At 68.5% G+C, this 12,285-nt stretch carries 16 protein-coding genes and 3 pseudogenes; 9 read left to right on the top strand and 10 right to left on the bottom strand.

Annotated elements, in window-relative coordinates:
• Positions 1-134: 134 nt before the first annotated feature.
• Entirely contained in the window at positions 135-263 is a 129-nt protein-coding gene (locus tag ACLHRZ_RS00095; protein WP_490416064.1) for a hypothetical protein, read from the bottom strand.
• Between the two features lie 224 nt (positions 264-487).
• On the opposite strand from ACLHRZ_RS00095, the pseudogene ACLHRZ_RS00090 reads away from it, so the two are divergent.
• Positions 488-727 (top strand): annotated as a pseudogene (locus tag ACLHRZ_RS00090) (hypothetical protein); the annotation flags it as partial.
• A 155-nt stretch (positions 728-882) separates the two neighbouring features.
• On the opposite strand, the gene arsM reads toward ACLHRZ_RS00090, so the two are convergent.
• Positions 883-1,764 (bottom strand): arsenite methyltransferase, encoded by an 882-nt coding sequence (gene arsM, locus ACLHRZ_RS00085; protein WP_490416063.1) that lies wholly within the window; start codon positions 1,762-1,764, stop codon positions 883-885.
• A gap of 106 nt (positions 1,765-1,870) precedes the next feature.
• On the opposite strand from arsM, the gene ACLHRZ_RS00080 reads away from it, so the two are divergent.
• The 4 genes and pseudogenes from ACLHRZ_RS00080 to ACLHRZ_RS00065 all read left to right on the top strand — a co-directional run bounded on the left by ACLHRZ_RS00080 (position 1,871) and on the right by ACLHRZ_RS00065 (position 3,956).
• The gene (locus tag ACLHRZ_RS00080) at positions 1,871-2,284 is read left to right on the top strand and encodes an ArsR/SmtB family transcription factor (RefSeq protein ID WP_490416062.1); all 414 of its coding nucleotides are present in this window, start codon (positions 1,871-1,873) and stop codon (positions 2,282-2,284) included.
• The gene (arsB, locus tag ACLHRZ_RS00075; protein WP_490416061.1) at positions 2,281-3,399 is read left to right on the top strand and encodes an ACR3 family arsenite efflux transporter; all 1,119 of its coding nucleotides are present in this window, start codon (positions 2,281-2,283) and stop codon (positions 3,397-3,399) included. The genes ACLHRZ_RS00080 and arsB overlap by 4 nt, the downstream gene beginning before the upstream one ends.
• Positions 3,392-3,622, top strand: a pseudogene (locus tag ACLHRZ_RS00070) (arsenate reductase/protein-tyrosine-phosphatase family protein); the annotation flags it as partial. The gene arsB and the pseudogene ACLHRZ_RS00070, both read left to right, overlap by 8 nt.
• On the top strand, positions 3,615-3,956 hold the full coding sequence (locus ACLHRZ_RS00065; protein ID WP_490416060.1) for a hypothetical protein: 342 nt from the start codon (positions 3,615-3,617) through the stop codon (positions 3,954-3,956). The pseudogene ACLHRZ_RS00070 and the gene ACLHRZ_RS00065, both read left to right, overlap by 8 nt.
• 307 nt (positions 3,957-4,263) lie before the next feature.
• Here ACLHRZ_RS00065 and ACLHRZ_RS00060 read toward each other — a convergent pair whose 3' ends face one another.
• The gene (locus ACLHRZ_RS00060; protein ID WP_490416059.1) at positions 4,264-4,668 is read right to left on the bottom strand and encodes a VOC family protein; all 405 of its coding nucleotides are present in this window, start codon (positions 4,666-4,668) and stop codon (positions 4,264-4,266) included.
• 107 nt (positions 4,669-4,775) lie between these two features.
• Here ACLHRZ_RS00060 and ACLHRZ_RS00055 point away from each other — a divergent pair.
• A pseudogene (locus tag ACLHRZ_RS00055) lies at positions 4,776-5,024 on the top strand (helicase associated domain-containing protein); the annotation flags it as partial.
• Positions 5,025-5,050: 26 nt separating this feature from the next.
• On the opposite strand, the gene ACLHRZ_RS00050 reads toward ACLHRZ_RS00055, so the two are convergent.
• From ACLHRZ_RS00050 to ACLHRZ_RS00035, 4 genes are all read right to left on the bottom strand, one after another.
• On the bottom strand, positions 5,051-5,461 hold the full coding sequence (locus ACLHRZ_RS00050) for a hypothetical protein (protein ID WP_490416456.1): 411 nt from the start codon (positions 5,459-5,461) through the stop codon (positions 5,051-5,053).
• A gap of 648 nt (positions 5,462-6,109) precedes the next feature.
• Complete coding sequence (locus tag ACLHRZ_RS00045) at positions 6,110-6,505, bottom strand: DUF6234 family protein (protein ID WP_490416058.1); 396 nt, start codon at positions 6,503-6,505, stop codon at positions 6,110-6,112.
• Between the two features lie 87 nt (positions 6,506-6,592).
• Complete coding sequence (locus tag ACLHRZ_RS00040) at positions 6,593-7,237, bottom strand: hypothetical protein (protein WP_490416057.1); 645 nt, start codon at positions 7,235-7,237, stop codon at positions 6,593-6,595.
• On the bottom strand, positions 7,159-7,653 hold the full coding sequence (locus ACLHRZ_RS00035) for a hypothetical protein (protein ID WP_490416056.1): 495 nt from the start codon (positions 7,651-7,653) through the stop codon (positions 7,159-7,161). Before ACLHRZ_RS00035 ends, ACLHRZ_RS00040 begins: the two co-directional genes overlap by 79 nt.
• Positions 7,654-7,680: 27 nt before the next feature.
• On the opposite strand from ACLHRZ_RS00035, the gene ACLHRZ_RS00030 reads away from it, so the two are divergent.
• Both ACLHRZ_RS00030 and ACLHRZ_RS00025 read left to right on the top strand, forming a co-directional pair.
• A complete protein-coding gene (locus ACLHRZ_RS00030) occupies positions 7,681-7,857 on the top strand; it encodes a hypothetical protein (RefSeq protein ID WP_490416055.1) in 177 nt (58 codons plus the stop codon).
• A 69-nt stretch (positions 7,858-7,926) separates the two neighbouring features.
• Positions 7,927-8,517 (top strand): hypothetical protein, encoded by a 591-nt coding sequence (locus ACLHRZ_RS00025; RefSeq protein WP_490416054.1) that lies wholly within the window; start codon positions 7,927-7,929, stop codon positions 8,515-8,517.
• A 918-nt stretch (positions 8,518-9,435) separates the two neighbouring features.
• Here ACLHRZ_RS00025 and ACLHRZ_RS00020 read toward each other — a convergent pair.
• On the bottom strand, positions 9,436-9,831 hold the full coding sequence (locus ACLHRZ_RS00020; protein ID WP_490416053.1) for a hypothetical protein: 396 nt from the start codon (positions 9,829-9,831) through the stop codon (positions 9,436-9,438).
• 953 nt (positions 9,832-10,784) lie between these two features.
• Between ACLHRZ_RS00020 and ACLHRZ_RS00015 the strand changes: the two genes are divergently transcribed.
• Positions 10,785-11,126, top strand: a complete 342-nt coding sequence (locus tag ACLHRZ_RS00015; RefSeq protein WP_490416052.1) for a hypothetical protein — start codon at positions 10,785-10,787, stop codon at positions 11,124-11,126.
• Between the two features lie 146 nt (positions 11,127-11,272).
• On the opposite strand, the gene ACLHRZ_RS00010 is transcribed toward ACLHRZ_RS00015, so the two are convergent.
• A complete protein-coding gene (locus tag ACLHRZ_RS00010) occupies positions 11,273-12,001 on the bottom strand; it encodes an MFS transporter (RefSeq protein WP_490416051.1) in 729 nt (242 codons plus the stop codon).
• A partial coding sequence (locus ACLHRZ_RS00005) for an integrase core domain-containing protein (RefSeq protein ID WP_490416050.1) occupies positions 11,967-12,285 on the bottom strand: 319 nt, incomplete at its 5' end. The genes ACLHRZ_RS00010 and ACLHRZ_RS00005, both read right to left, overlap by 35 nt.

The following is a 12,285-nucleotide window of genomic DNA, read 5'->3' as shown; positions in this document are numbered from 1 at the left end:
CTGGGGGAGAAACATTCCCGTCAGGCGCACACAGGTTCATGGGTACCGTAACTGCAACATCGAAACCGTAGCACGGCCTCTCGGCGGCCCAGGCCAGATCCCCGAACCACAGGGCCTTCACTTCACGCGATCGGTTACACGCCGCCTCCCGGGCCGCCGACGAGATCGTCCTCGCGCCCGGCCTGCTCGCACACACCCGTCCACAACTCCCGTTCCGTCTCGCCGTCGTCGTCCATGACCCACGCGGCGGCGTCCGCAAGCATTGCGGCCCGCCCGCCTGTTCAACGAGGCAAGGGGGCGGGAATCGTCGTACCAGGGGCCCCCGGCCGCCGGACAGGCCGGAGCAGGTGGAGGACCCGGCACAGGACAGAGCACCGGAGGAGCCATGCGGCAAGGTCTGCCGACGGTGCCCGCAGGAAGCTCCCTTGCGGGTCTCACCTGCCATGACGACGGCACCGGCCGGCTCCGCGGTCATCACGAGGAGCTGGACACCGACCGCCTCCCGCAGTTCGAAGCGTGGTTCCGCCGCGAAGCCGGCGCCCGCGGCTACACCCCACGCGTCCTCGACGAGGTCTGGGAGACCGTCGAGGCCTTCGGCGCGTACGGCTTCTGCCGCGCCCACGCCGTCGCCTTCGCCGTGCCCGCCCTGCAGTCGGCCTACCTCAAAGCCCACCACCCCGCCGCCTTCTACGCAGGCCTGCTGGAACACGACCCCGGGATCTGGCCCGCCTTGTTTCCGCAGTCGCTGTGTCCCGCGCTGGTCATGTCCCATTGGGCTGGTTCGGGACGAGGCATCGTGTCGGATCAGAGCCGGCGGTTGTGTCGCTCTGCCGACCCGTCGGATGTCCCTCTGGAGAGTGTCGGGCCGGGCAGGGGGCGTCGTCAGTTGCAGCCGCAGCCGGACGCGGTCTTGGCCTCGGCGACCGTGGCAGTCGGGTCGGTGGCCTGCTCGGCCGGTGTGCAGCAGGCGGTGACGCCGCAGCAGTTGTCCGCCTCTGCGGCTGTGTTGTCGGCCGTGATGGGCTTGGTGGCGCGGACGATGGCGGAGTGCATGCCGTCGGCGACCGCGTGGGTGGGGATGACCTCGATGTCGGTGAACCCGGCGGCTTCGAGGCCCTGGCGGTATTCGGTGAAGGAGAGGGCGCCGGCGATGCAGCCGACGTAGTCGCCGCGCTCGGCCCGCTGCTCGGGGGTGAGGGTGTCGTCGGCGACGACGTCGGAGACGCCGACGCGGCCGCCGGGCCTCAGAACGCGGAAGGTCTCGGCGAACACGGCCGCCTTGTCGGTGGACAGGTTGATCACGCAGTTGGAGATCACCACGTCGATCGTCGCGGCAGGCAGAGGGACTGCCTCAATGGCGCCCTTGAGGAACTCGACGTTGGTGGCCCCGGCCTTCTTCTGGTTGGCGAGGGCGAGGGCGAGCATCTCCTCGGTCATGTCCAGGCCGTAGGCCTTCCCGGTGGGGCCGACGCGGCGGGCGGAGAGCAGGACGTCGATGCCGCCGCCGGAGCCGAGGTCCAGGACTCGATCGCCTTCGTGCAGGTCGGCGACGGCGGTGGGGTTGCCGCAGCCGAGCGAGGCGGCGACGGCTTCGGCGGGCAGTTCGTCGCGGTCGGTGGCGGCGTAGAGGGGGGAGCCGAAGTTGTCGTCGACCTCGATGGCCTGCGGTCCGCAGCAGGCGGTGCCGCCTTCGGTGACCTGGACGGCGGCCGCGGCATAGCGCTGGCGGACGGTCTCGCGCAGGTCGGTGTTCTGCTCGCTCATGACGATGGCTCCTCGATGACAGGGTCTGGCGGGACCCGGACCGGGCTGCATTGACGTTCCTCGATGCGACCTTGCACCCTGGATCGAAAAACGTCAACATAGAAGCATGTCGAAACAAGAGCTTGTGGTACTCGGCCAGGACGACACTGAGGCGTGCTGCCCGACGCTGCTGAGTGCGCCGATGGACCAGGACCAGGCCGTCGAGCTGGCGAAGGTGTTCAAGGCCCTGGGCGACCCGGTGCGGATCAGGCTGCTGTCGATGATCGCCTCGCGGGAGGGCGGGGAGATCTGCGTCTGTGATCTGACCCCGGCTTTTGACCTGTCCCAGCCGACGATCTCCCATCACCTGAAGCTGCTGAAGCAGGCCGGTCTGATCGCCTCCGAACGGCGTGGAACGTGGGTGTATTACCGGCTGCTGCCGCAGCAGACGGACAAGCTCGCCGCGATCCTGACGCGTCCAGGCAACCCGGATGTCCAGCCCCTTCAGCCCCTCGGCGAGCCCGCAGGGGCCGCGTCGTGAACGAGACGATCACCGCTCCGTCCGGCTCGGTAGCCGGACGGCTGTCGCTGGTGGACCGGTTTCTCGCGGTGTGGATCCTCACCGCGATGGCCGCAGGCCTCGGCCTGGGCCGCCTGGTCCCCGGCCTCGGGGACGCGCTCGCGAAGGTCACCGTCACCGGAGTCTCGCTGCCGATCGCGCTCGGCCTGCTCGTGATGATGTATCCGGTCCTGGCCAAGGTCCGCTATGACCGCCTGGACACCGTCACCCGCGACCAGCGCCTGCTGATCCCGTCCCTGGCCATCAACTGGGTCATCGGCCCGGCGCTGATGTTCGCGCTGGCCTGGCTGTTCCTGCCCGACCTGCCGGAATACCGGACCGGCCTGATCATCGTCGGGCTGGCCCGCTGCATCGCCATGGTCATCATCTGGAACGACCTGGCCTGCGGCGACCGCGAAGCCGCCGCCGTCCTGGTCGCCCTGAACTCCGTGTTCCAGGTCGCCGCGTTCAGCCTGCTGAGCTGGTTCTATCTGTCCGTGCTGCCGGGCTGGCTCGGACTGGAGACGACCGGGCTGGACGTGTCGGTGTGGGAGATCGCCCGCAGCGTGCTGATCTTCCTCGGCATCCCCCTCGCCGCCGGATTCCTGACCCGCAAGCTCGGCGAGCAGGCCAAGGGCCGCGCCTGGTATGAGACGAAGCTGATCCCCCGCATCGGCCCGTTCGCCCTGTACGGACTGCTGTTCACGATCGTCGTGCTGTTCGCCCTGCAGGGCGACGCGATCACTTCCCAGCCGCTCGACGTGGTGCGGATCGCACTGCCGCTGCTGGTGTACTTCGCCGTGATGTGGGCCGGATCCATGGCCCTGGGCAAGGCCGTCGGCCTGGACTATCCCAAGGCGACCACGCTGGCGTTCACCGCCGCGGGCAACAACTTCGAACTCGCCATCGCGGTAGCCATCGCGACGTTCGGCGCGACCTCCGGACAGGCTCTCGCGGGGGTTGTCGGCCCGCTCATCGAGGTGCCCGTGCTGATCAGCCTGGTCTATGTCGCGCTCGCCGCCCGCCGGTACTTTCCCAGCTCTCAGCCCCTTTCGGCCCCTGCGGGCGTCGCCGAGGAAGGCTCCGCCCGTGTCTGAACCTGTCTCCGCCCGGCCGTCGGTGCTGTTCGTGTGTGTGCATAACGCCGGACGTTCGCCGATGGCTGCCGCCTTCCTTGCTCACCTCGGCGACGACCGGGTCGAAGTCCGGTCCGCCGGATCGGCCCCTGCCGGCTCGGTGAACCGGGCCGTCGTCGAGGCCATGGCTGAGGTCGGCGTCGACATCTCCGCCGAGGTCCCCAAGGTGCTGACCGGTGAGGCCCGCCCAGCGTGAGCGCGACCTGCTTCGCCCGCATCCCGCCGGCAGCCTCCGGCGCAACCAGGGCCGACAGGATCCGCTGATATTCCGGCACGAGTGCCTCCACGCCGACCCCCTCGACGCGATACGGCACCACCGACCCCGTCACCGCGGCCACCCGAACCTGCCCCGCCATCCCGGCGACCGGCTTGGCCAGCACCTCGGCGACGGTCTCCCGGGCCTGACCGAGCCGCTCCAGCTGCTGTTCTGTGGCATCGAGTGCCGCCTGGAGCCGTCCGGCCTCCTGCCGCAACCGGGCGATTTCTTCGCGGACTCTCTTCTCCCGGGCCTCCAGTAGACCGAGCACCGACGGCATCAGTCACCTCCACGAACGTGACACGAGCAGACGAACACCCGAACTCTGCCGTCGCCAACTGGAGTTCATGCCCGACCAGCAGAAACTCAACGACCACATTCGGAAAGCGGATGGCTTCTTAAAAATATCCGAGGGTTCTTCGGGCAAGTTCGGTACGTAAGACACGAGTTCGGCCCTAACCTCGTCGTGATCACGACGAGGTTAGGGCCGAACTCGTGTCTTACGTACCGAACTTGCCAGCCTTCGGGCAGAGGACGCTGACAGCCGAGCTCCCTAGCAGCCAGAGCTCTCAGGCTGACGCCGTTCCGGGCCTGTAGGTGCCGAACGACCACACGTTGCCCTCGACATCACGAGCCGTGTATTGCCGCGAGCCGTAGTCCTGGTCAGTCGGCTCCATGAGAATCTCCGCGCCTGCCTGCCGGGCCCGTTCGCAGTGCGCGTCGGTGTCCTCGACAAGCACGTACACGCCAGCCGGGCCCGCATCCGTCAACGCTTCGCGGAACGCGCCGCCGAGGCCCTTTGTGTAGAGCAGGAGCATGCCGTTCCCGTGGGCGAGCTCGGCATGCACCACCGTGCCGTCCTCGTCCTCGTGCACCGCGCTCCTGATGAAGCCGAAGGCTGTCGTGAGCTGGTCGATGGCCGCTTTCGCGTCCCTGTACCCCAGCGCCGGGCAGACCATGGGCGTGGGTGTCATGACCATCACCGTTCCTCTCCGTAGAGGCTCCGTCGAGACCCGGATCACATTCTTGCAACTTGCCCTGACGGTCAAACCCTTCGAAGCCCTCTTCGAACTTGCCGTACATGCCTTACTGTCACAGCGACAACCTGCTCACCCAGCTCACCGCACTGACCGTGTGGCAGACCACCTCGGCCTGGTGGACCGGCTACGGCCACGCACGCGCCTTCCGCACCGAACACGGCCACCCCAACATCCCCTCCGCCCACCACACCGAAGACGGGTTCGCCCTGGGACAGTGGATCCTCAACGCCCGCCAGCACCGGCGCAAAGGCTGGCTGCGGCCCGAGCGCACCGAAGCCCTCGACAAGATCGGCATGATCTGGGGCACCACCGACGTTCAGGCCAGTTCCTGCGCTGGCTGCGGGGAGAGGCGCTTGGGCGGGGAGAGGTCGATGAGCGCCCACACGGTCGGCCCCTCGGCGCTGGTGTCTGTGCCGCACTCGGTCACGACAGGGTGTGCGGCGACCTGCCGGACCGTCTCCGGCGCTGCCGACGCCTGACCGGGCAGGTGCGTGAGTACAGCGACGAGGACCTGTGCATCCTTCGGGGCCATGTGGATGCTGATCCGGCCCTCGCCGCCGGTGACGGCCTCGGCGACGAGCACCGTGACGACGTTCTCCACCGCGCTCTCGTCGGCGCGGTAGCCCCAGTCGCGCAACTGCTCCAGGATCCGCATGGAGGCCTTCTTCGGCGTCCACCGTGCCGCCTCCATGGGCCAGTTGACGCCACGCCGGTTGGCCATCGTCATCCGGCTGCGGTAGGCGGCCGGCGGGGGAGGGACGGCAGCCGGATCCCGCTCGGGCGGCCACGGCGACGGCGGTGACTTCGGCGGTGGCGGCGTCTTGGGCGGGTAGCTCGGGGGCACCTTCGGTCTGCCGGCCTCTGCGCGAGCGGCAGAGCGCTGTGGCTGCTCGGTCACCGTTCCTCCCCGGCTGTAGGCCTCGGCCCAGCACCGTACCGCCGCCGGAGAGAATCCGGCCAGGGGAACCAGGACATCCCGGCTCAAGGACGGCGGATCATCCCGTGCGGCGCTGCCTCGGCGCGCTCGTGGTGGCCGCGCAGGTGCTCTTCATCGCGGGCTTCTTCCGTTTGGCCGGGCCGGTGCGGCTGGCCGTGTCGGCCTGGTAGCCGGTAGTTGGCGCGGGGACCCCCGAACCCAGGTCTCGCCAAGCCGGTAGGCTCACCGCCTCATGGAACAGCTGCCCGAGAGCGTAGACCGCGACATTCTGGAGCACCGGATCATCTTCGCCCAGGTCCCAGGCGGCCCGAAGTCGCCCGGCCCCGGCCTTCTTCCTATCGGAACGAGGCCGCAATACGGACATGCGCTCTTGGTACGACGGGATGGACCTCGGGCCAACTGAAGCTGGCAACAGCGCACACTGCTGCGTCGGCTGTCTCAGCAGTGTGCGTCATAGCGGATGCAGCCGGGCACCCTGTGGTTGTCGTCCCACTGGTGCTGTGCGGCCACCAGCACCCCGCCAGCCAGGAGGGCCACGAGCAGGTGTGCGGTCACCGTCCAGCGGGCACGGAAGATTCCCGCGAGAAGCGCGATGATCAGTACGGCGGCCAGCAGCACCTGCACCCGCCCGATGTGCGTGAGGCCGGCCGCGTCGATCCGGCTTCGGTCGCCTTGCGCCGCCCACACCTCCATGCCGAGGCCGAACATCCAGTCCAGCACGAGCCACGCGGTCTCCAGCAGGCACAGGAGGATTGCGAAGGCGAGGTCCGCGCTCAGGGGGGTCCGGTGCGACCAGGGGCGCCAGCGTTTCGGTCCCATAAGGATGTTCGTCATAACCGCAGAGTGCCAAGCCCCGGCGCCGGTGCACATGAGCATCCGTACTCTGTTTCTGTGTCTCGCCGGGCCGGAGGGCCGCGGCTATTAGACGATGAGGCCGCCGCCGCGGCGGATGAGTGGCTCGGGCTCGTACAGGGCGAGCAGGATCGCCTCGGCCCGGTCCGGGGACTTCATGCCGCGGGCTTTCATGGCCTTCTTCGGCTCGACGACGACGTGGCCGCCGGAGTTGTAGCCGAGCTTGGGGGTGGTGAGCTGGATCGCGGCGTCCCGGTCGACGCGCAGGCGCAGCCGGCCAACACCGGTCTGGGGGCCGGGCTGCAGCAGGGCGCGGGTGGCGAGCCACATCTCGTCCCGCTTCCTGAATGGGCGTATGATGGCGCCGGGATCGTCATGGCCGGGGGACTCGGAGACCATGACGCTGGCGATCTGCGCGTGGTGGCGGCGGGAGGCGGCCCAGGTCTCCAGCATGCCGACCGCGCCGTGGCCGAGGCCGTTCTCGTCGACCTTCACGTGCACGGGGGCGGTGGAGTCGAGCGCGTCCGCCAGGCGCTGCGCCTGCTCGATCTCTTCCAGGATGCGGGTGGCGACCTTGACCTGGTTGTCGTTCTCCATGCCGGAGGAGTGGTGGCGGCGTTCGACAACGTCGCCGATCACGCGGTAGATGGTGAACTCGTCGCCGCCGTCGGCTGCGACGTCGACGCCGAGGCGGACCCAGGATCCGTGCCGCACGGTGTGGGTCGCGCTCTCGTCGTCGAGGCCGAGGTCGCACAGGCGCACCCAGCCCGGGCCGGCGGGGTCGTCGGCTTGTTCGGCGTACTCGACCCAGGCCGGGGGATCACCAAGCCGCCGCCCTTGGGGAACTTGGCGTGGACCTTGGCGATGACGTAGGGGTGGTCGAGGCCGTACTCGCGCAGGGTGCGGTCGACCCAGTCCTGGTCGGGCAGGTGGATGGCGAGGGAGTGCTTGGGCACGCCGTCGGGGAAGTCCCGGCAGTACGGGACGTGTTCGCCGGTGATGGCGGGGCTGTCGAAGGTGGCGATGGGGATGGTGACGGTGGTCGGCTCCTTGGGGTCCTCGCCTTCCTCGCAGAGGGTTTCGAACCAGGAACGCGGGTCGTCCATCGCGGGGTTGCCGATCGCCAGCATCTTCGCGTCGCCGGTGAGGCGGCGAGGGTGAGCACGACCACGGTGGTCAGGTTCTCGCGCAGGCCGGCGGCGATGTCGGGGTCGGTGAACACGGTGGCCAGGACGCGGGTGGTGGCTGCGAGCGCGGTTGTGGTGAGGGCAGCGGCGCCGGGTACGTTCGCGCGCCGGGTGGTCCATCTGCACGCCGTCCTGATCCGGGAGTGAAGGCCGCGACCCCTGTGAAGACTGTGAGGGCGAACGACCGAGGTCCCGTCCCGAAAGGATCACCACGGTATGCGTCAGCGCGCCTTCCTCCCGGTCACCGCCGCCATCCTCCCGCTCCTCCTGGTGCTCGGCCTGCCCGCGCCCGCCTCCGCCGGTGGTGAGGAGCAGACGGGCCCGGTGACCGGAACCTGCGTCGGGCGGATCCACTACACCTTCGACCCGCCCCTCGGCATCACCAACCGTGAGACGACCACCAGTTGGCGGGGCGACTACTCCTGTTCGGAGCTGCCGCTGCTCCAGGGCCGGACCTGGCACGGCACTTTCAAGGGCTCCGTCAAGTCCGTCACCGGATGCCTGCAGGCGAACCCCGGGCAGGCCGTCACGCCCTCGATCACCGAGATCGATCACTGGACCGACCCGCACGACGGACACCGGGTCGGCAAGAGCACCCTGACCGGCACCGTCTCCACGCTGCCGCGCGAGGACGGCACACGCGTGGCCGAGTGGACCGGCACCGTCACCGACGGGACGTGGTTCAAGGGCCACCACTTCAACGGCAACAATGTCTACAGCTCGTTGACCGGCGGAAAGCTCTGTCTGGCCGGTGGCGAGACCGACCACAACGACGGCACGGCCCTGGTCACCTTCCTCCCTCTCTGACGAACCCGGATGAACTCTGACGAGCCCAGGCGAGCTTCACGACCGTCGGACCGGCGTGAGCTCACGGGCGGTTCGAGCCTCGTAGAAGGCGGGCTGGAGCCTGCCCGTCAGGACCCGCGCCGCCAGCCGGGAGAGGCTTCTTCACGGGCAGTGGCAAAACCGCACCAGCAAGTTCGACCCGTACCATCCCCACCTGGACCAACGCATCGCCGAGGGCTGCACGAACCTGCTGCAGCTCCACCGTGAACTCCGAGCAAGTGGGGCCCGCTGCAGCTACAGCGTCCTGCGTGACTACGCCCACCTCCTCTGCCCCAGGAAGATGCCGCTGGCGCTGCGTGGAATCCGCTGCGGCGTGGATCCGGAAGAGCCGGTGCTTCCTGCTGCGCTGACCGGTGATCAGGCGCAGCGGTAGTGTGGGCTTCGTCCGTAATGGCGGGGTCGAAGCCGTCGAGCCGCTGCCCGTAGAGGCGGTCTCCGCGACCACGGCCCGGTACCGATGCAGGTGGCCGGGTATGTACGGCGGCTCGTAGCTCAGCTCGTCCCAGCGGCGCCGTTCCAGCGCAAAGTCGAATTACCTGCAGCACGAAGTCCTTGGTCCGCGCACGCTCGGCCGGGGTGCCGCCCCAGTCGACGTCCGTCAGGTTGAATCCGACGGCCCCCGTCCCATGACGTTCTGGTCCTGCAGGGCAGAAGTACGGTGAATCGGAAGTCCCATGGCTGGCGGGCGAGGTCCGGGACGGCCAGCCACAGGACGTCGAGGAGGTGGCTGTCCCGCCGTTGGACAGGTGCAGCTCGTCTCCCGTATCGCCACTGGCGAAGACGTTCCCCATTGCGCCGGCCTCGGGACTTCCCTTGTGCCGCCCCGCCTCGGGCGCATCAGGGGCCCCGGGGATCAGCCATCGTACCTGGGCTGCAGCGTCACATGTCGAGGGTGTCGAAAGTGACCAGGACGCTGTCCCGGTCCTCGTAGCGCACGGAGACCGTTGCCGCGTCGACCTGCGGGTAACGCGCTTTGCCGATGCTGAGTTCGAGGCCGTCGTCGCTCACCAGCACGCCGTCGGACCCGGCTGCGGGAATGTGGTTCCGCTCCCCGGGCAGGGAGACGAGCCATGCGTGGGCGTCCTCGCGGGGCATACGGAAGCTGCCGTACATGTGGCTGGCGAACGTGCTGGGCTCCTTCGTGCACTGGTGGTCACGGGATTGCGCGGGGAGCTCCCAGCCGATGTAGGACAGTGCTTCGCCGCACGCGATGGCGCGGGGCTGCTCCGTGACGGAGAGCAGGGCCGCGCTGCCGTAGCTGAACGCGATGCACAAGCCGGCTGTGCAGGCGATGACCGTTGCCAGGGGGAGCCACCGCCGCGCCTTCCCGTGGCGTGGCAGGCTCAGGGCCCGCAACTGCGCAGGAGGGGTTGCCGGATGGGCAGGGAGCGGCTCCGTGTTGTTCAGGTCTTGCATGCATTTGCCGTTCTTGGGGTGATCACAGACTAGTTATGACGATCAGTCCTGCTGTGCCGGTTCCAGAAAACTGGAACGGTGCTGCAGCGGGGCAGAGCATCGGGTAGCCAGCCACACCGATGGGCAGCTGGCCCGGCATGGCCCTGTGCTCGTTGCCTGGTTGCGGATCCCCACCCCGTGAAGCGGGCGCCGGCTGCCGCGCGAGCCGGAAGGTCAGTGAGGCGAGAGAGGATGCGTGCATGCCTCACACGCTTCCCCTGCCGATACTGTCCTGGCTCGTCGACCACCACCAGCTGGACCTGACCGCCCTGTACTCCAGCGGGTGGGGCATGGAACGCGACGCCGCAGCGCTGGCCCCGAACGGCGACCTGTACGCGCTTTGTTCTTGCAGGCTGTCACCCGGTGTGGGGGAGTGGTCGTGTTTTTTGGTGGCTGGATGTGTTTGGGGGGTCTTGTCGGGTGGTGGGTTGGCACAGTGGAATGTGCTGGTGGTTGCGGCGGTGACACCCTGGCGCGGTGGCCGGACTCGGGTGGGGACAGGCGGTACCGGCCGCGCCGCTTGCCGCGCCGTCCCGGCCCAGGTGCCGTGGAGCACCGGGACGTGGATTCGGAAGGGGAGAAGGCCTGTGCGAAGGACGGATTTCGGGTTCAAGGTGCCTGCATTCCCGCACTTGCTCCGGCGCCGTGGGGTGTATCCCGCTGTCGCTGCCCTGGTGGGTGCGGCCTTGGTCGGAGCCGCGCCATCGGCTGCAGCCGCCGCGCACCCGGCCGTGACGGCCTCGCAGCCGGGCATCTCGATACTGGCCGCAGCTGTGAACTACCGCACTCAGGGCCTGACGAGCAGGCCCACCTCCGACATGGGGACCTCCAAGGTGGTGCGTGGGATCTACCTGTCGGACGGCCACTACGACTGGGAGTTCCGCGTGGGTGCCGAGGGTGGGTCCATGGGTACGGAGGTGGCCCGCAACCTTCATCTCGTCGACGCCACGTATGACTGGCGTTGCTATCTCACGCCCGGCGACGGTACGTACACGGGTAAGTGTGTTCTGCAGCGTGATACCGGCGGTCCGGCCGTCCTGCAGACGGGCAGCTTCCACATTCCGCGCGATGGGAGATGGACCTGGGGCGGCCTCCTCAACCGCACCGGCAGTTGACCGCCCCTCGCCGCGCCCGTAGCCGCTCTGTGCGGCTGCGGGCGCCGCGTCGCGATTTCGACGGCTTTGCTGCCACGCGCACTATCAGCCGATGAGCATCCCGTCAGGTAGTGGCCGCATGGCGGCCTGCTCCGTCAGGAGCTGTGTCACTTCCTGTTTCTGCTGGTCGCTGTGGTCGCGGTCGGCTGAGTGGTGTGGTCGGCGCGTAGTGCGGTGAGTGTCCCGAGGGCGGAGACGGCTGCGAAGCCGAGCAGGAGGCAGCGCGCGGAGGTGAGCGTTGAAGGGCCGCCGAGGTTGACCAGGAGGCCGGCGACCGCCGCGGCGAACGCTGTCGACATGGTGAGCACGGTTGCGATCGCCGCGGCGGTTTTTTCTCCCTCCTCCTTGTCGGGCGTGCTGGCCATCGCGGCGACGGTCAGGTGGGGCATGGCCAGGCCGATTCCCGTGCCGGCGAGGAGAAGAACGGGCAGCCATGCGATGACCAGGAGCAGTGGTGCGTCGCGGTGCTGCATCAGGGCGAGCGTGGCGAGTCCGGCTGTGAGGAGAGCGGGGCCGGTCACCCGGAGCCGTCGGACCGTCTGCTGCCGGCGTGCTGAGGAGCTGAGGACTTGGCTTGTTGACCAGCCGAGGGATAGTGCCGCTCCGAAGAAGCCGGCAGCAACTGGCGGCAGTGCGCCCAGGCGTTGTCCGAACAAGGGCAGGAACGTCTCTACGGCGACGCCGGCGGCGAGGAACGCAATGGTCAGGTAGACCCACCGCAGAGCAGAGCCCCTCTGGTAGGCCGAGCGCGGCAGGACTGAGGGGCCTCGCGTTCTCCGGACAGTCGTCTGACGGTCTATGTCACGCGGCGATTCGCAACTGCTCGTACTCGGCATGAACTTCGCGCGGAGGGCGGTAACCCACTGCCGAGTGGAGGCGCTTGCGATTGTACCAGAATTCGATGTAGCGAGTGATGTCCTGCCGCGCGGTCTCGCGGGTCAAGTACGTTACGCGGGATACGCGTTCATTCTTCAGGACTCCGAAGAATGATTCGGCCATCGCGTTGTCGAAGCGGATTCCGGTGCGTCCGGCGGATCTGCGCAGCCCGAGCTGCTGCAGTGTCTTTGCGAACTCGGCCGACATGTAGTTGCTGCAATGCCACTTAGATAAGGGGTAGTTG

The organism is Streptomyces sp. AM25, from assembly GCF_058146165.1.
This window is presented reverse-complemented; position numbering and strand designations above follow the sequence as displayed.